13 protein-coding genes are annotated in these 18,313 nt (G+C 72.2%); 6 read left to right on the top strand and 7 right to left on the bottom strand.

Annotation, left to right across the window (positions count from 1 at the left end; translation table 11 throughout):
• The first annotated feature begins 149 nt into the window (after positions 1-149).
• Positions 150-1,370, top strand: coding sequence for an MFS transporter (locus AB0J74_RS22285; RefSeq protein ID WP_363450822.1), 1,221 nt, complete (start codon positions 150-152; stop codon positions 1,368-1,370).
• Here AB0J74_RS22285 and AB0J74_RS22280 read toward each other — a convergent pair.
• The 6 genes from AB0J74_RS22280 to AB0J74_RS22255 are packed head-to-tail and all read right to left on the bottom strand — an operon-like array spanning position 1,313 to position 8,810.
• Positions 1,313-3,532, bottom strand: a complete 2,220-nt coding sequence (locus AB0J74_RS22280; RefSeq protein WP_363450820.1) for a TIM-barrel domain-containing protein — start codon at positions 3,530-3,532, stop codon at positions 1,313-1,315. The two genes, AB0J74_RS22285 and AB0J74_RS22280, sit on opposite strands and share 58 nt — an antisense overlap.
• Positions 3,529-4,617, bottom strand: coding sequence for a glycoside hydrolase family 15 protein (locus AB0J74_RS22275; protein WP_363450818.1), 1,089 nt, complete (start codon positions 4,615-4,617; stop codon positions 3,529-3,531). Before AB0J74_RS22275 ends, AB0J74_RS22280 begins: the two co-directional genes overlap by 4 nt.
• A 9-nt stretch (positions 4,618-4,626) precedes the next feature.
• Positions 4,627-5,883, bottom strand: a complete 1,257-nt coding sequence (locus AB0J74_RS22270) for a sugar ABC transporter substrate-binding protein (RefSeq protein ID WP_363450816.1) — start codon at positions 5,881-5,883, stop codon at positions 4,627-4,629.
• A gap of 38 nt (positions 5,884-5,921) precedes the next feature.
• Positions 5,922-6,731 carry a carbohydrate ABC transporter permease gene (locus AB0J74_RS22265; RefSeq protein WP_363450814.1) on the bottom strand — a complete coding sequence of 270 codons (810 nt, stop codon included), beginning with the start codon at positions 6,729-6,731 and terminating at the stop codon, positions 5,922-5,924.
• Positions 6,724-7,602 carry a sugar ABC transporter permease gene (locus AB0J74_RS22260; protein ID WP_363450811.1) on the bottom strand — a complete coding sequence of 293 codons (879 nt, stop codon included), beginning with the start codon at positions 7,600-7,602 and terminating at the stop codon, positions 6,724-6,726. The genes AB0J74_RS22265 and AB0J74_RS22260 overlap by 8 nt, the downstream gene beginning before the upstream one ends.
• Positions 7,599-8,810 (bottom strand): ROK family transcriptional regulator, encoded by a 1,212-nt coding sequence (locus AB0J74_RS22255; protein ID WP_363450809.1) that lies wholly within the window; start codon positions 8,808-8,810, stop codon positions 7,599-7,601. Before AB0J74_RS22255 ends, AB0J74_RS22260 begins: the two co-directional genes overlap by 4 nt.
• Positions 8,811-8,897: 87 nt before the next feature.
• Between AB0J74_RS22255 and AB0J74_RS22250 the strand changes: the two genes are divergently transcribed.
• The 3 genes from AB0J74_RS22250 to AB0J74_RS22240 all read left to right on the top strand — a co-directional run bounded on the left by AB0J74_RS22250 (position 8,898) and on the right by AB0J74_RS22240 (position 11,482).
• A complete protein-coding gene (locus AB0J74_RS22250) occupies positions 8,898-9,728 on the top strand; it encodes a ThiF family adenylyltransferase (RefSeq protein WP_363450807.1) in 831 nt (276 codons plus the stop codon).
• 136 nt (positions 9,729-9,864) lie between these two features.
• Positions 9,865-10,059, top strand: coding sequence for a hypothetical protein (locus AB0J74_RS22245; RefSeq protein ID WP_363450805.1), 195 nt, complete (start codon positions 9,865-9,867; stop codon positions 10,057-10,059).
• 322 nt (positions 10,060-10,381) lie between these two features.
• Positions 10,382-11,482, top strand: a complete 1,101-nt coding sequence (locus AB0J74_RS22240; protein ID WP_363450803.1) for a crosslink repair DNA glycosylase YcaQ family protein — start codon at positions 10,382-10,384, stop codon at positions 11,480-11,482.
• 24 nt (positions 11,483-11,506) lie between these two features.
• On the opposite strand, the gene AB0J74_RS22235 is transcribed toward AB0J74_RS22240, so the two are convergent.
• Positions 11,507-13,867 carry a glycoside hydrolase family 3 C-terminal domain-containing protein gene (locus tag AB0J74_RS22235; protein WP_363450801.1) on the bottom strand — a complete coding sequence of 787 codons (2,361 nt, stop codon included), beginning with the start codon at positions 13,865-13,867 and terminating at the stop codon, positions 11,507-11,509.
• 152 nt (positions 13,868-14,019) lie between these two features.
• Between AB0J74_RS22235 and AB0J74_RS22230 the strand changes: the two genes are divergently transcribed.
• Positions 14,020-16,845: a glycoside hydrolase family 78 protein gene (locus AB0J74_RS22230; RefSeq protein WP_363450799.1), complete on the top strand. Its 2,826-nt coding sequence runs from the start codon at positions 14,020-14,022 to the stop codon at positions 16,843-16,845.
• A gap of 94 nt (positions 16,846-16,939) precedes the next feature.
• Positions 16,940-18,265 (top strand): extracellular solute-binding protein, encoded by a 1,326-nt coding sequence (locus AB0J74_RS22225; protein ID WP_363450797.1) that lies wholly within the window; start codon positions 16,940-16,942, stop codon positions 18,263-18,265.
• Positions 18,266-18,313: the final 48 nt, after the last annotated feature.

Genomic DNA, 18,313 nt, shown 5'->3' with positions numbered 1-18,313 from the left:
CCGGCGTGATCTGCGCGGCCGCCTTCGCTCGCTGGATCACGCCGCCCCTGCCGCTCTACGGCGACGACCACAAGCGCGGCGACTTCGCTCCCTGACGCGCGGACCCTCTCGCGTCCGTCCGTCCCTTCGACATCCGGGAGCGATGTCCTATGTCTACAGTCACGCCCACCGCCCCGCCACCGCCCGCCGGCGTCCGCTCAGTGTTGCGCGCGCCGCGGGTGCCCACGTTGCTCGCCGCCAGCCAGGTCGGCCGGCTGCCGCTGGCCTCCGGGCCGCTGGCGCTCCTGCTGTTCGCCCGGGAATCGGTCAGCCTGGTCCTGGCCGGCCTGGTCGTCGCCGTCTACACCGCCGGGATGGCGGTCAGCGCGCCGCTGCTCGCCCGCGCCGTCGACCGTTGGCGCCAGCCCCCGGTGCTCTACGGCTCGTCGGCCTTGTCGGCCGTGGGGTTCCTCGCCGTCGCCGCCGGTGGGGGCGACCTGGCCGTGACCGTGGTCGGCGCGGCACTCGCCGGCCTCGGCACACCGCCGCTGGAGGCCTGCCTGCGGGCGCTCTGGCCGGCGCTGGTGCCGCCGCCGGCTGTCGCGGCCGCGTACACGCTGGATATCGCCCTGCAAGAAGTGATCTTCGTGGTCGGTCCGCTGGTCACGCTCGCCGCGGTCGCGATCGCCGGGCCGCCGGCCGGCCTGGTCGCCGCGGCCGCGTGCCAACTCGCCGGCGCGATCGTCTTCGCGCTGTCGCGACCGGTCCGCGTCTGGCGCGGCACGCCGGCACCCCGGCACTGGGCCGGGCCGCTGCGGGTGCCGCGGTTCGTCGTGCTGATCCTCGGCGTGAGCTGCCTCGGCGCGGCCGTCGGCAGCATCCCGGTCGCGGTCACCGGCTACGCCGAGGCGGCCGGCGACCGCGGTCTCAGCGGCTGGCTGCTCGCCGCGCAGGCGGTCGGCGCGCTCACCGGCGGGCTGCTCTACACCCGCGCCAGGACCGGCGGGCCGGCCCGGCTGCCGGTGCTCACGGTGGCGTTCCTGGTCGGCTACCTGCCGTTGCTGATCATGCCTGGGCTCGGCCCCATGGCCGTCCTGATCGCGCTCAGCGGTGTGGCTTTGCCGCCGGTGCTGACCGCGGTCTTCCTGACCACCGATCGGCTCGCGCCGCCGGGCACGGTCGTCGAGGCGTTCGCCTGGATTGTCACCGCGTTCACCGTCGGCAGCGCGACCGGCGCCGCGTTGGCCGGTCAACTCGCGGCGGGCGACCTGCGGGCCGGGTTCGCCCTCGCACCGATCGCGAGCGTGCTGGGCATCGCCGCGATGACCGTCGTCTACCGCGGCGAGGCGAAGGTGTCCTCGAGGTCGGGCCAGGCGGCCGCGCGGGAGTAGACCGGGATCACGTCGATCGGGGTTTCCCGGCTGTGTGTCGCCCCGCCCGCGCACGGCTGGCCCGTCCAGACGTCGACCCAGTCGCCGGGCGGCAGGTAGACCGGCCACGCCGTGGCACCGGGCGAGGTGACCGGGCTGACCAGCAGGTCGTCGCCGAGCAGCCACTGTCGCGGCCGGGCCCACACCTCGGGGTCGGCGGGGTGGTCGAAGAACAGGGGGCGCATCAGCGGCCGGTCGGTGCCGATCGTCACGGCGGCCTGCCGCGCCAGGTAGCCGACGAGCCGCTCGCGCAGCTTGGCCAGACGCCGGAAGACCGGGACGACACGTGCGTCGCCGGTGGTCTCGGCGACGTGCCAGGGGGTGCGGTCACGCAGCGGGAGTTGGTGGTGGTTGAACTCGGAGTGGTACTGCATGATCGGCATGAACGCGGACGCGGCCGCCGCGCGCAGGTAGAGTTCCGCGTCGGGCACCGGGCCGGAGAAACCCGCGAGATCCCAGCCCCAGTAGACGATGCCGCACGCGGCAGCGGTCAGGCCCGCCGTCACCGAGTTGCGGAACGCTTCCCAGGTCGAGTCCTCGTCGCCGGCCCAGAACACGCCGTGCGCCTGCGAACCGGTGAAACCGCTGCGGGAGAACGTGACCGGCGCCTTGCCGTGTGCGCGCAGCAGGTCGCCGAACGCCCGGGCGTAGTGCACCGGGTAGCGGTTGTTGCCCTCGTCGCCGCGCGAGCCGTCGCCGTAACGCAGGTCGTGACCCCACGCGTGTTCGCCGCCGTCGGTCTTGAAACCGTCGACATCCCAATCGCGTACGAGATAGGCGCGCTTGGCCGTCCACCAGTCGCGGGTCTCCTGCGTCGACAGGTCCGGCAGCAACGATCGGGGAAACCACCAACCGCGGTTGAGGTAGGGCGTGCCGTCGGCCTCCCGCACCGCATGCCCGCCGGCGACGAGCGCCGCACCTTCGGCGAGCACCTGCGCGTGCAGGCCCGGCTCGGACTCGGCCGTCTTCAACAACGGGATCTGCCAGAGCAGCACCTTGATGTCGCGGTCGTGCAGGTCCGCGACCATGCCCTTCGGGTCGGGCCAGGCGCCGTCGGCGGGATAGCTGAAATCGGCGTCCTTGAACGGCGCGCCGTCGGTGTGCGGTGCGTAGACGGCATCGCGCGCGATCATGATGCCTTCCTCGTCGCTCCACGCCTCGATGACGACCGCGCCGACCGGGATGTCGAGGTCGCGGTGGCGGTTCATCCGGTCGAGCACGATCCGCTGGGTGTTCCACTCGTTGCCGGAGGCCCAGAGCCGGAACACCCAGGCGGGCAGTTCCTCCGCGCGTCCGGCCTCGTCGAGGAACGCGCCGAGGACCTGGGTCGGGGTGCCCTCGTAGATCCCGAGATCCACCCGCTCGTGGGCGGTGCCGCCGAGGGCGACCTCGACCACGAGCCGTTCGGGGCCGATGTCATACCAGGTGCGCCGGCTGGTCCGCACGTGGAAGCCCCATGCGGTGCCGTCCGCGCCGACCACGTGCGCGAACGGCATCGGCAGGTAGGTGCGGCCGTGCGCGCCCTGCGCCTTGTACTGCTCGAAGACCACCGCGTCGAGCCGTTGCCCGGCCTGGTCGAGGCGGTCGAAGCGCTCGCCGAACCCGACGACGTGGTCGCCGGGGCGCAGCGCGAGCGCGAACCGGGCGCGGTGCACGCCGTCGTCGGTGACCAGCCACTCGACGGAGTGGTCGACGACGCGCTCTCCGGTCAGGGTTGCGGCCAGGCCCGGCGGGAGGGTGCGCGTCCAGGTGGCCGGCGCGACGGTGAACCAACCCGTCGTCTCGATGCCGCCGTCGGCCGTGGTCGCGTGGAACCGGTATGCGATCGGGCCGGTCACCGGCGGTGACTCGACCGCCCAGCCGCCTGCCCCGCCGAGGGACGCCGCCTGGGCGCCGGCGAGATGGCCCTCACCGCCGGCGAGGGCGGCCGTGTCGGCCGCGCTGCCCCGGCGGGGTGCGAGGGTGAGCCGCTCGCCCTGCCACTCGCAGGTCACGGCGGTGACCTCCGGATCGGCCTGGACGCCGAGCAGCACCGGCTGCCCGGCCAGTGGCAGCACCGGGACCCGCTGGTCGAGCGAAACGGCGTAGGGATGCTCGATCCCATGTGGATGGTGGACGATCACGTCAGCAGTCCCAACTCGTCGGCGAGGATGAGATACATGCCGTGCGACCAGAGCAGCGGCGTGGCGACCGGTCCCCACTTGTCGACCCACTCCTGCCTGGACGCCGGGTGCAGCAGGTGGTCGGGCACCTGCTCGGGAAACTCGCCGTCGGCGGTGGCGTGGTCGGCGATCCAGGTGAGGTGGCGCCGGGCGCCGGCCCGGTCGCCGGCCCGGGCCAGGTTCCAGCCGAGCAGGGCCGACAGCAGCAGCCACTGGCCGCCGCCGTAGAACACGTCGGCGGTGAAGCGGTGCACTCCCCCGTCGACGTCGAGATCGGTGGCGACCTTGGCGAGCGTCGCCGTGGCGATCGGGTCGTCGACGCCGACCAGCCCGAACGGCACGACGCAGGCGGGCAGCGAACCGTCGACGGCGCCGGAGCCGAGCCATTTGGTGAGGTGCCCGTCGCGTACGCCGTCGGTCAGGGCCAGCCTTCGCGCCGCGTCGGCGGCCTCCGCCGCGCGGTCGCTGCCGAGGACGCGGGCGGCGGCGGAGAGTCCACCATGGATCGCCGCGAGGGTGGACACGTGCCGGTGCTCGTCGTGCTCTTCCCACCAGTCGAAGCAGGGCAGGTCCCAGAAGGCGGTGAGGAAGTCGACGGCGACCTCGATCCCCGGCCGCCAGCGGTCGAGGTCGAGGCCGTGCCGTTCGGCGTGGGTGACCACCGACCACAGCCAGGTGCCGTAGCCGTCGGTCTGGAAGTCCCACCACGGGTCCGACCCGTTCCTGCCGTCGAACGTGAAGCGGGTGGGCAGCATCCGGTCGACCGGCACCGTGGCGCCGGCCGACCGCAGCGCGCACAGGTCGTCGACCTGGCCGCGGCGGTCGGCCAGCACCCGGCCGACCCAGTCGTGGAAGCGGTTCGCCGACGTGACGTCGCCATACCGGGAGACGCCTTCGGCGGTGAAACCACCGTCGCGCAGCCAGGCATACCCGCGGTATGCCGAGAAGGTCGGCGAGGCCGGGTAGGCGCCGCCGGCGTGCTGGTGCGTGGTGATGACGGCATGGCTGTGGTCAGCCAGGGCGCCAAGCTGCTCGACGGTGGTCATGACATTTCCTCAGGACAAGATCGCGTCGACGGCCTTCTGGGCGTCGGCGAGGGCGGTGGCGACGTCTTTGCGGCCGGCGGCCGCCGCGGTCAGTTCCTTGGTGACGGCGTCCTGCATCTCCTGCTGGCGCTCGACGACCGGCGGTAGCACGGTGGCGTTGAGCGAGTCGAACACGGCCTGCCGGTTGGCCGGCTTGCCCGCGCTCAGGTAGGGCGTGACCTTGCTGTTGTCGGCCACCGGCGGCAGTTCCCAGCTCGAGTCGAGCCGGGCCTTGACCATGTCGTCGGAGGAGGTCAGGAAGGTGACCCACTTCTGGGCCGCCTCCTGGTTCTTGCTGGCGGCGGAGACGACGGCGCCGTTGGCGAACATCGCCGACGCCTTCTTCGCGTCACCGGGCTCGACCACGATGTCCCAGTCGAACTTCGCGTCGGCGTTGGCGCTGAACAACCAGATGCCGGTGTGCCACATCGCCAGCTTGCCGTCCTTGAAGAGCTTCGAGTCGAAGTCCGGGGTGCCGGCGCCCTGCGCCTCGGTCGGCATCGTCTTGCCGGCCTTGCCGACGAGGAACTGGGCGGCCTTGCGGCCCGCGTCGGAGTTGAAGGTCGACGACTTCTTGTCCGGCGCGAGGAACTCGCCTCCGGCCTGGGCCAGCGTCTTGTAGAACTCGAAGAAGGAGATCGGCTGGTAGTCGCCCCAGACGCCCTTGCCCTTGTTGGTCAGCTTCTGTGCGGCGGCCTGCTCGTCGGCCCAGGTCCAGTCGGCGGTCGGCGGTGCGACGCCGGCGGCCTTGAACAGGTCCTTGTTGTAGTAGAGGACGACGTTGGAGAACGACGCGGGCAGGCCGTACTGCTTGCCGTCGGCCCGGAACGCGTCGAGCAGCGACTCCTTGTACGGTGCGGGGTCGACGTTCTTCAGCTCGGCCAGCGAGCCGTTCGCGGTGTAGGTGACGAAGTTCTCGTAGTTGAGTTCGAACGCGTCCCCCGCCGTACCCCCGGCGACCGCGGTTTGCAGTTTGGTGAAGTAGTCGTCGTAGGGGATGGTCTCGATCTGCACGGTGATGTCGGGGTTGGCCGCCTCGAAGGCGGCCTTGATCGCCGCCAGGTCCTTCTCATGCCCGCCGTTGGCGGAGAAGTTCATGTAGCGGACGGTTGTCTTGCCGGCGGCCGGCTCCTCCGACTTGGTGGCCGACCCTTGCGAACAGGCGGCGAGCGCTAGCACCAGCCCGGCGATCAGGGGCGCGGCGCCGCGTCTGACGAAGCTCCTCATGACGTTCCTTTCGGGAGGTTTCGGGGAGAGGGGGATGACTACTTGATGCCGGTGTGTGCGATCCCGGCGATGATGTGGCGCTGTGCGAGCAGGTAGACGATGGCGATCGGGACGACGGAGAAGACCGACCCGGCCATCACCACGTCCCAGTCGGTGGTGAACTGGCCCTGGAGGGTGGCCAGGCCCAGCGGCAGCGTCATGAACTCCGGCGACCGGATCACCACGAGTGGCCAGAGGAACGAGTTCCAGCTGCCCATGAAGGCGAAGACGGCGACGGTGGCCAGCGCGGGCCGGATCAGCGGCAGCACAATGGTGGTGAAGATGCGCAGGTGGCCGGCGCCGTCGATGGTGGCGGCCTCGTCGAGGTCGCGGGGCACCGACTCGACGGCCTGGCGGAGCAGGAAGACGCCGAACGCGGACGCGATCGACGGTGCGAGCAGCGACATGTAGGTGTCCTGCAGATTGAGCGTCTTCATCTCGATGAACAGCGGCACGACCAGGACCTGCATCGGCACCATGAGGGTGGCGAGGTAGAGCGAGAACACGATGCCCTTGCCGCGGAACGCCAGCCGGGCGAAGCCGTAGGCCGCCATCGACCCGGTGACCAGTTGGAACACCGTCGACGCGGCGGCGATCCACAGCGAGTTGACCGCGATGCGCCACATCGGCAACGCGTCGAGCAGTTGGCGGTAGGCGGCCAGCGTCGGGTTCTCCACGAACAGCGTCGGCCCGCCGGCGAGGCTGCCGTTCGGCGTGATCGAGGTGATCACCGTCCACAGGAACGGCACGAGCATGAGGAACGCGCCCACAGCCACGAGCAGCAGACGCAGCACGGTACGGCTACGCATAGTGCACCCACCGGCGTTGGCCGCGCACCTGGAGCGCGGTGATGACGAGGATGACGGCGAACAGGATCCAGGACAGCGCGCTCGCTTCGCCGGCCCGGCCGTAGCGGAAGGTGAGGTCGTAGATCTGGCCGACGACCACCTGGCTCGACCCGGACGGGCCGCCGCCGGTCATCACGTACACCTGGTCGAAGACCTGGAAGCCGTTGATCAGCGAGATCACGACGACGAAGAACGTCGACGGTGACAGCAGCGGCAGGGTGACCCGCCAGAACCGCTGCCAGGCGCCGGCGCCGTCGGTGCGCGCGGCCTCCAGGATGTCCTGCGGTATCGCCTGTAGCCCGGCCAACATGATCACCATGACGAAGCCGAGGTCCTTCCAGGCCGAGGCGAGGATGACCGCGGGCAGCGCCCAGGCCGGGTCGGTCCACCAGCCCGGCTGGGGTGCGCCGAACGCGCCGAGCAGCGAGTTGACCAGCCCGCTGGTCGGGTTGAGCAGCCACTTCCAGACCAGCGCGACGACCACCCAACTGGTCACCACCGGCAGGAAGTAGGCGGCGCGAAAGAACGCCCGGCCGGGCAGCCGCTGGTTGAGCAACAGGGCCAGGCCGAGGCCGCCGGCGAACACCAGCGGGAGATAGCCGGCGCAGTAGATCACCGTGTGCAGGAAGACTTCGCGGGTCGTCGGGTCGCTCAGCAGGTCGGTGTAGTTGTCGAGACCGACCCACCTCATCGGCGAGATGAGGTTCCAGCTGTGCAGGCTGACCCAGGCCGAGGAGACCATCGGCACGACCGTGAACAGCAGCAACGGGATCGCGCTGGGTGCGAGGAAGAACAGCACCCAGCCGAGCTTCTTCGGGCCGTTGTGTTTCATCGGGCGGCCGCCGGGCCGGTCTGCAGGCGGGCGCGGACGAGTTCGCCCTGGGCGCCGGTGGCTTCGGCGTCGAACGGCGAGGCCAGCACGAGGCAGGCGGCGCCGACCGCCCACTGGTCTTCGGTCCACGACTCGACCAGGTAGCGGATGTTGCGCCGGGCCGGCATCAGGCGCCGCCGGAACGACTCTTCGAAGCCGGCTTCCCAGAACTGCCAGTCCCGGACGCCCTCGCCCATCAGCACCACCATCTCGGGGTCGACCGTGTGCACGACGCCGGCGAGGGTGCGGCCGAGGAGGCGGCCCGCGTCCGCGTAGACGGCTCGTGCTTCGGGGTTTCCGGCGCGGGCTTCCCGGGCCAGGTCGGCGATGGTGCCGCCCGACCCGATGGCGCCCGCCTCGGCAGCGGCGGCGACCAGCCCGGCCTCGCCGATGTAGGCCTCCAGGCAGCCGGTGTTGCCGCAACCGCAGAGCGGCCCGTCGGCGGACACCGGGATGTGCCCGATCTCGCCGGCGCCGCCATGGGCGCCGCGGCTGACCGAACCCTGGTTGACCATGCCGCAACCGATGCCGAGCCCGATGGTGACCACCATGAACGAGCGGTGCTCGCGCCCGTTGCCGTGCACGATCTGGGCCGCGGCCAGGGTGTTGACGTCGTTGTCGACCAGCACGGGCACGCCGAGCGCGTCACGCAGCCGCCGACCGACCGGCACCCGTGACCAGCCAAGGGTCGGCGCGTCGACCATCCCAGACGCTTGGGCGTCGACCGCGCCGGGCAGCCCGACCCCGACGCCGAGCAGGTGCCCCTCGTGGCCGGCGACGACCTCCTTGAGGATGCCGCTGAGCGCTTCCAACGCGGCCGGTCGCAACGGGTCGAACGGCACGGACCGGGCGGCCCGGACGGTGCCGTCGAGGTCGACGGACACGACGGCGACGTGGTCGGCGGTGACCTTGGCGCCGATCGCGCCACCGGCCGCCCGGACCAGGCCGAGCAGCGTCGCGGGCCGGCCACCGTTGCTGGGCACCGACCGCAACTCGGTGATCAGTTCGCGTTGCAGCAGTTCCTTGGTGGTCTGGGTGACGGTGGCCGGGCTGACCCCGAGAGCCCGCGCGATGTCGGCTCGGGAGGACGCACCGCGGGTGCCGAGCAGACCGAGCACCGCGGCGCGCACGAGATCGCCGCGTGGTGAGACCGGCCCGCTCCGCGACATGCCCTCGACCCCTTTGTTTGGATCTAAATTTAGGCAGCAATGTAGGCCGGGCTTTGATCGCTCGTCAAGACCCGTCGATATGGCCGAATGGTGACATTCGACGGTGCTCTCGACGCCGCACCGGACTCGGCCGTCCTGAGCAACCGCGAACGCGAGCGCTACTCCCGCGGAAGGCTCTTCTACCGCTGGATCGACCTGCGGCCGGGCGCGACCGGGTGGGAGCCGCAACTGCTGCTGCGCGCCGCGCGGATGGTGGTCGCCGGCCTCGGCGGCACCGGTGGTGCGGCCGCCAGCGCGCTGGCCGCGAGCGGCGTCGGCCGGCTGCACTGCGTCGACAGTGACACGGTGGAGGTGTCGAACCTCAATCGGCACCTCCTCTACACCGAGGCCGACCTGGGCCGGTCCAAGGTGGACGCGGCCGTCGAACGACTGCGGGCGCTCAACCCCGACATCGTCGTGACCGGCGAACGGCTGGCCATCACCGGTGTCGACGACCTCGCCGGCCTGGCCAAGGGCTGCGACTGCTGGTGCTGTGTGCCGACCGGCCGGGCGAGATCCGGTCCTGGGCCAACCGCGCCTGCCTCGACGCCGGCGTGCCATGGGTCGACGCGGGCTATCACGGGCCGGTCGCGACCGCGTCCGCCTACCGGCCCGGCGACGGCGCCTGCTACGAGTGCATGTGGCGCACCGAGTCGACCGGCGCCGGGCCACGGATCCGACCTTCGAGTACGCGGTCGCCCGCGGCAGCAGCAACGCGGTGATCGCACCCGCGGCCGGCATCTCCGGGCACCTGGCCGCACACCTGGCCACCGCGCTGCTGACCGGCGTGCCGTCGGTCACCCCGGCGCGGCTGCAGGGCGTCACTCCGCGACCGGCACGACCGCGACATCGACGTGGCCGGCTTCGTCGAAGCGCTGATCGACCTCGGCTTCGTGTCTTCGGTTGACGACGAGGTGCTCGCCGGCCCGCCGCCGATGCGCTCCTCGCTACCCTGGCTCCGGCCGGCGCACGTGCGCTGGCTGACGCGCTGGCCGGCGGCCGCCGGGCTCGGTGTGTGCCGCAGTTCCTGCTGTTCATGCGCACCGACCTCTACTTCGTGCTGCAGGACCTGACCGGCAGCCGCAACCTTTACGGCGACGGCGGCGCCTACGTGCGGTGGTGGGCTCCCGGCCGCGAGCGGCCGACCCCAGCGCCGCCCTGCCGGGCAACGAACGGCGCGCGGTCCGCGCGTACGCCATGCTGCTCGTGATCGGCACCGCCTTGAGCCTCGCCGTCACCGTGACGGTGACGCTGCCTTCGGCTGGACGCTGCTCACCCGGGCCGCGGGCTGGCTGGCGCGAGCCGACGCGGCGGCGGCGCTCGCGGTGACCGCCTCCTACTGGGCCATGTGGTGCGTGGTCTGGCACCGCCGGCACGGGGGCCGGCTGCGCGCTCTGCTGCGTCCGCCATCAGTGGAGAGGGGGTGACGCAATGGGGGCCATCGTGATCCGCAAGCTCGACAAGAAACGCGACCGGGATGTGGGCCTGCGGCGGGTCCGCGGGCCCACATCTCCCGGCGGTAGGTTCGTGCGGTGACGGTGCACCGGCTCTCCGCGCGCGACGCGCGGCGGATCGCCGTGCGGGCACAGCTGCTGGACCGCGCCCGTCCCGAGTCGATGCACGACGTCGTGCGGCACCTGACCCTGCTGCAGGCCGACCTGACCTCGGCGGTGGCGCCCAACGCCGACCTGGTGCTGTGGAGTCGGCTCGGTTCCGCCTACGACCCGGGCGAGCTGGTCGATGCCCTCGACCATCACCGGCTCGTCGAGCTGCTCGGGATGATCCGGCCCCGCGAAGACATCGCCCTCTACCGCGCGGAGATGGCCGAGTGGGCCGGGCCCGACGACCCCGCCGACTGGCGCCAGCGGCGCAAGGAGTGGGTGCGGGCCAACGAGGCGTGCCGGCGCGAGATCCTCGCCCGGCTAGACGTCGACGGGCCGCTGCCGCAGTCGGCGCTGCCCGACACGTGCGCGGTGCCGTGGGGCTCGTCGGGTTGGAACAACGACCGCAACCGGGCGATGATGCTGCTGTCGATGGCGCTGCGCGGCGAGATCGCCGCGGCGGGCCGCGACGGCCGCGAGCAACTCTGGGATCTGGCGACGCGGATCTACCCCGACGACGTCACGCCCGCCGAGGACGCCCGGCGGATCCGGAACGAACGGCGGCTGCGCGCGCTGGGCATCGCCCGGGCCCGGGCCGCCGTGACGCCCAACGAACCCAACGACGTCGGCGAGGCCGGCGAGCCCGCGGTCGTCGACGGTGTCCGCGGCGGCTGGCGGGTGGACCCGGCCCAACTCGGCCAGCCGTTCGCCGGCCGGGCCGCGCTGCTGTCGCCGTTGGACCGGTTGGTCTTCGACCGCAAGCGGATGGTGGAGCTGTTCGCGTTCGGCTACACGCTGGAGATGTACAAGCCGGCGGCCAACCGCCGCTGGGGCTATTTCGCGCTCCCGATCCTTTACGGCGACCGCCTGGTCGGCAAGCTCGACGCCACCGCCGACAGGAAGAATCACGTGCTGCGCGTCGACGCGATCCACCGCGACGTGCCGTTCACGACGGCGATGACCCGGGCCGTCGACGCCGAGATCCGCGACCTGGCCCGCTGGCTCGGCCTGGCCCTCGACGTGCCCGACTAACCGGTCAGGACACGGCCTACGTCGTCATGGCGCCAGGGCCAGGGCGGCACGGACATCGCCCAGGCCGCGGGCGACCAGGAGGTTGCCGCCGGTCAGGGTGGTCCAGCCGGTGCCGTCCCAGCGGCGCCACAGGCGGGCGTCGCAGTGGACGGTGACCGGCACGGCCTGCCCCGGTGCCGCCTCCGCCGCGGCCCAGCCGACCAGGCGGACGGGTTGCTCCGGTGCGGCCGGTGCGAAGTAGACCTGCACCACCTCGCGGCTCGGGCGCTCTCCCGTGTTGGTCACCGTGACCGAGACCGCCCCGCCGGACCAGCGGACGTCGCTGTAGGACCAGGTCGTGTAGCCGAGGCCATGCCCGAACCAGAACGCCGGCTCCGGGGCGCGGCCGGCGTGGTGGCCGCGATAGCCGATGAAGGTGCCCTCGGTGTAGGGCAACTTGCCGTCGACCGGGCTGACCGACCACGCCGGGCTCTGCCCATCGGCGGCCGGGAAGCTGGTGACCAGACGGCCCGCCGGCTCGATCTCGCCGGTCAGGGCCGCCACCACCGCGTGCCCGCCTTCCTGGCCGGGCAGGCCGGCCCAGAGGATCGCGTCGACCTCGTCGCGCCACGGCATCAGCACGGGGGTCGCGGCGTTCACCACGACCACCGTCCGCCCGGCCGCGGCGGCCACCGCGGACACCAGGTCGTCCTGGCGGCCGGGCAGGCGCAGGGTGTGCTTGTCGACCGCCTCCGTCTCCTGTTCCTCGGTGAGGCCGACCACGACCACGGCCACGTCGGCGGCGCTCGCCGCGGCCACCGCGGCCGCGATCACCTCGTCGGGGTCGCGGGGCGCCGGGCGGGCCACGATGCCGAACCGGCCGACGGCGCCCATGCGGCCGGACGGGTCGAGCGTGACCATGCCCTCCAGCAGGTCGCCGGCCTCGACCCGCAGCACGCTGGTTTGCGCCGGTGGCGCCAGGATCTCGGCGCCGAAGCCGCCGGCCGGCACCGCCAGGTCATAGGCCAGGTCGTGCGCACCCACCCGCAACCGCCATGCGCCGGCCCCGATAGCGCCGACCTCGATCTCGCCGCCCGTGGCGAACCGGGCCCGCACAGCGATCGTGGCGATCCGGCCGGCCAGCCCGTCGTCGAAGCCCGCCACGATCGAGGAGTCGCGGGCGAACCGTTCGTCGAGCACGGCGCCGCCGGCGTCCCGCAGGACGAACCGGACACCATCCACATCGGACCACACACCCGGTCGCGCCGGCACCGGCCGCGTCCGCACCTCGACGCCGTCGGTGACCGACGCGCCGGGCAGCGCCTCCGCGATGCTGACCTGGTGTGGTGGGTTGACCTGGGCCGAGCCGCCGCCCATGCAGACGGTCTCGACCGCGTGCCGGCCGATCAGTGCCACGCGCGCGTCGCCGGCCAGCGGCAGCAACCCGGCGGGGTTGGTCAGCACCGTCATCCCAGCCGCCGCCAGCCGGGTCAACTGCGCCCGCCGTCGCGGGCTGTCCGGCGCCGGCAACGCGGCTGGCCAGGTGCGCGGCTCGCCCAGCGCGCCGACCCGGTCGGCCAGGCGGAGCAGCCGGGCCAGGTGGTCGTCGACGACGGCCTCGGCGACCTCGCCGGCCTCGACGGCGGCGACCAGGGCGTCACCCCACGGCCCGACCGGCCCGGGCATCACCAGGTCGAGGCCGCCGTTGGCGGCCGGCGCCGCGCTCTTGGTGGCGAACCAGTCCGACACCACCAGGCCCGGATAGCCCCACTCCCCCTTGAGGATGCCGTTGACGACGTGGTCCTGCTCGGTCGCGGGCACGCCGTTGACGTCGTTGTAGGCGGCCATCACCGACCAGGCGTCCGCTTCCGCCACGGCGATCTCGAACGGCAGCAGGTAGAGCTCGCGCAGCGTCGCCTCGTCGACCACGCTGTCGACGGTGGTGCGGTCGGTCTCCGACTCGTTGGCGACCAGGTGCTTGAGGCACGCGCCGACGCCGCAGTCCTGCAGGCCGCGCACATACGCCGCGGCCAGTTTGCCGGTCAACAACGGGTCTTCCGAGTACGCCTCGAAGAGCCGCCCGCCCAGCGGCGACCGGTGCAGGTTGATCGTCGGGCCGAGCACGACGTGGATGCCCTGCGCCATCGCCTCCTCGGCGAGCAGCCGGCCCGCCTCGTAGGCGGTGTCCGCACTCCAGGCGGCGGCGGGCAGGGTGGCGTTGGGCAGCAGGGCGACCACCGGGCCGCCGGTGAAGGTCAGCCCGCGTACCCCGGTCGGCCCGTCGGAGAGGCGCACCTCGCCGAGGCCGATCTGCGGTGCCGGCACGAGCGTGAAGACGCTGGCACCGGTCAGCAGCCGCACCTTGCCGGGCAGGTCGAGCGATTCCGCGAGCTTCCGGTAGTCCATCAGGTCGTCGCCTCCGCCGCGGACCGTCTTGAAAGGATTCAAAGGCCCGCCCGGCCAGACTAGAAGGACGGCGGTCGACGGGTCAACCCCCGCGAGGAAAGGCTTGACTGCCCCGACGGACCGCGCGGAAGATGGGTGCCTTGAATCGATTCATGACACCAACCCTGGGAGCACCGATGGCCCGCCCCGCCGCCCCCACACCCGTCAAATTCGCCCACCGCACCGACGCCGGCCGCGTGCTCGCCGTGCCGACCAGCACTCCCCGCCTCTCCTGGCAGATTCCCGACGCGCCGCCGGAGTTCGCGGCCGCCGCCTACGAGCTGGAGGTCACCGTCGACGGCGGACCGCCGGCCAGCTTCGTGGTCGAGTCGGCCGAGCAGGTCCTGGTGCCGTGGCCGGCCGCGCCGATCGCCTCCCGGCAGGAGGTCGCCGTGCGGGTCCGGGTCCGCGACACCGGCGGCGGATGGACCGACTGGAGCCCGGCCGCGCTGGCCGAGGGCGGGCTGTTCGAGACCGCCGACTGGACCGCGCGGTTCGTCAGCCCGCGCACTCTCGGCGGGCCCGACGCGCCATCGCCGCTGCTGCGCGGCCGGCTCGACGTCCCCGGCGAGGTCACCCGGGCCCGGCTCTTCATCACCAGCCACGGCCTGCACCGGGCCGAGCTCAACGGCCGGCGGGTCGGCGACGACGAGTTGGCCCCCGGCTGGACCAGCTATGCCAACCGGCTGCGCTACCGCGCGTACGACGTCACCGATCTGGTCCGAAGCGGCGCCAACGTGCTCGACGTCGCCCTGGGCAACGGCTGGTTCCGCGGCCGGCTCGGCTTCCGCGACGGGCGCGCGCTCTACGGCGACCGGCTGGCCCTGCTCGCCCAGCTCGAGGTGACCACCGCCGACGGCAGGACACACACGCTGGCCACCGACGGCTCCTGGACGGCCGGCGAGACCGACATCCTGGCCAGCGACAACTACGACGGCCAGCGCACCGACCTGCGCCGCCCGGCCCGACCCGACCGGACCACCGACCCGGTCGACGTGCTCGACGAGGACCTCGGCCGGCTGGTCGCGCCGGAGGGCCCGCCGGTGCGGGTCACCGAGGTGCTGCCGGCGGTCACGGTCAGCACCTCGCCTTCGGGCCGCACGCTGGTGGACTTCGGGCAGAACCTGGTCGGCTGGGTCCGGTTGACGGTCCGCGGCCTCGAGGAAGGCGCGGAGGTCACCGTCCGGCACGCCGAGGTGCTCGAAGACGGCGAGTTGGGCGTGCGCCCGCTCAAGACCGCGAAGGCCACCGACGAGTACGTGGTCGCCGGGCCCGACGAGGTCACCCTGGAGCCCGTCTTCACCTTCCACGGCTTCCGCTACGCCGAGGTCAGCGGCGTCGAGAACCTGGACCCCGCGGACGTCGAGGCCGTCGTGCTCGGCACCGACCTGCGCCGCACCGGTTGGTTCGAGTCATCGCATCCGCTGCTCAACCGCTTCCACGACAACGTGGTGTGGAGCGCCCGGGGCAACTTCCTGGAGGTGCCGACCGACTGTCCGCAGCGCGACGAGCGGCTCGGCTGGACCGGCGACATCCAGGTCTTCGCGCCCACCGCCACGTTCCTCTTCGACGCCGCCGGCTTCCTGACGAACTGGCTCGCCGACCTGGCCGCCGAGCAGTACGACGACGGCTCGGTGCCGTTCGTGATCCCCGACGTGCTGCACACCGTGCGGCCGGCGGCGGCCGCCTGGGGTGACGCCGCGACCGTCGTGCCCTGGGTGCTCTACCAGCGCACCGGCGACGCGGGCGTGCTGCGGGCGCAACTGCCGAGCATGCGGGCCTGGGTCGACCGGATCGCCGGGCTGGCCGGCAAGGACTGCCTGTGGACCGGCGGGTTCCAGTTCGGGGACTGGCTCGACCCGAGCGCGCCGCCCGAGGAGCCGGCCGCAGCGAAGGCCGACCCCGACGTCATCGCGACCGCGCATCTGGCCCACTCGGCCGAGTTGGTCGCCAACGCCGCCGCGGTGCTCGGCGAGCACGACGTCGCCCGGCACTACGCCGACCTGGCCACGCGGACCCGGGAGGCGTTCGCCCGCGAGTACGTCACCGGTGGGGGCCGGGTGATCAGCGACGCGCAGACCGTTTACGCGCTGGCGCTGGAGTGGGCGCTGCTGCCCGGCGAGCCGGAGCGGGCCGGTGCCGGTCGCCGCCTCGCCGACCTGGTGCGCACCTCCGGCTTCCGGATCAGCACCGGCTTCGTCGGCACCCCGCTGATCGCCGACGCGCTGACCTCGGTCGGCGAGGTCGACGTCGCCTACCGCCTGCTGTTGCAGGAGGGCGTGCCGTCCTGGCTCTACGCGGTGACGATGGGCGCGACGACGGTCTGGGAACGCTGGGACAGCATGCTGCCGGACGGGCGGATCAACCCGGGCGAGATGACCTCGTTCAACCACTACGCGCTCGGCGCCGTCGCCGACTGGTTGCACCGCCGGGTTGCCGGTCTCGCGCCGGCCGCGCCGGGCTTCCGCTCGCTGACCGTGCATCCGTTGCCCGGGCCGGTGCTCACCTCCGCCTACGCGCGGCACCTCACTCCCTATGGCGAGGCCGCGGTGGCCTGGGCCCGCCAGGACGGACGGTTCACGCTGTCGGTCCGGGTGCCGGTGGGCGCGACGGCGACCGTGCACCTTCCGGACGGCAGCGCGCCGGTCCAGGTTGGACACGGAAGCCACGAGTTCGCCTGCGCCGACCCGTACCCCCGCGATCGGGAACTTCCGGCGGATCCGACGGTGCGTGACGTGCTCGACCACCCGGCGACGTGGGCGGCGGTGCTCGCGGTGGCGGCCGAACTCGGTGTGACCGGCGACGACACCTACGCCGCCGGCCGGGCGCTGCACTATCTGGACGCGCCGGCCAGCGAACTCGCCGAGGCGCTGGCACCGGCCGGGCTCGCGCCGCAGGCCGCCGCGTTCCGCGCGCGGATCGACGCGCTGTTTGCGTAGGCCCTGATCACGCAGGGGTTGACCGCGGTGGATGGTCCCGTTAAGGTCTGGTTACTTTAACTGAAACGATTCATAATCCTTTGGAGGTACGGCCATGTTCGACGTCCCGCCGCGGCGCCTGGGTGCGTTCGCGGCCGCCGTGTTGAGCGCCGTCGCGCTCACCGCGTGCAGCGCCGGGAGCCTCGGCTCCAGCGAGGAAGGTGGGAAGACCGCCATCTCGCTCCTGGTCGACAACGCCGAAGCCACCGTGAAGACGGCCGAGCAGGTCGTCAAGGACTTCGGCGCGAAGAACCCGGACATCACCGTCAAGGTGGAGACCCGGCCGCAGGGCACCGAGGGTGACAACATCGTCAAGACCCGACTGTCCACCGGCGACATGAGTGACGTCTTCTTCTACAACTCCGGTTCGCTCTTCCAGGCCCTCAAGCCCGAGACGAACCTGGTCGCGCTCGACGACCAGCCCTACGCGGGCCAACTCGACGACAACTTCAAGACCACGGTGTCCAGCGGCGGCAAGCTCTACGGCGCGCCGTTCGGCACCTTCATGGGCGGCGCGGTGCTCTACAACCGCAAGGTCTACGAGCGGCTGGGCCTGCAGATCCCGAAGACGTGGGCCGAGTTCATGGCCAACAACGCCAAGGTCAAGGCTGACGGCAAGGTCGCGCCGGTCATCCAGACCTACCAGGAGACCTGGACCTCGCAGTTGTTCGTGCTCGGCGACTTCCACAACGTCTCGGCCGCCGACCCCGGCTTCGCCGACAAATACACCAAGAACCAGGTCAAGTACGCCACCTCCCCCGCCGCGCTGGAAGGATTCAAGCACCTGCAGGAGGTGCACGACGCCGGCTATCTCAACAAGGACTTCGCGTCGGCCAAATACGAAGACGGCCAGCGGATGATCGCCCTCGGCGAGGGCGCCCACTACCCGATGCTGACCGCCGCGGTCGCCAACATCGCCATCAACAACCCTGACAAGGTCAACGACGTCGGCCTGTTCGCGCTGCCCGGCGACGACGCCGCGACCAACGGCCTGACCGTCTGGACACCGGGCGGCGCCTACATCCCGACCTCGACCACCGGCGCCAAGCTCGACGCGGCCAAGAAGCTGCTGGCCTTCATCGCGAGCCCCGACGGCTGCACCTCGCAGGCCAAGGCCTCGCCGCCGACCGGCCCGTTCGCGGTCAAGGGTTGTACGCTCCCGGCCGACGTGCCACAGTCGATCAAGGACATGCAGCCCTACATCGACAAGCCGGGCGGCTCCAGCCTGGCGCTCGAGTTCCTGTCGCCGGTGAAGGGCCCGTCCCTCGAACAGATCTGCGTGGAGGTCGGTTCCGGCATCCGCAAGGCGCCCGACGGTGCCGCGCTCTACGACCGTGACGTCGAGAAGCAGGCACAGCAACTCGGCCTGCCGGGCTGGTAAACCCAGTGATGCCGCGCGGTCTCCCGCAGGCCGCGCGGCGTCCGCGAC

Source organism: Asanoa sp. NPDC049573 (assembly GCF_040676615.1).
Lineage (GTDB): Bacteria > Actinomycetota > Actinomycetes > Mycobacteriales > Micromonosporaceae > Asanoa.
The sequence above is the reverse complement of the archived record's forward strand: the minus strand, read 5'-3'. Positions and strand labels throughout refer to the sequence as shown.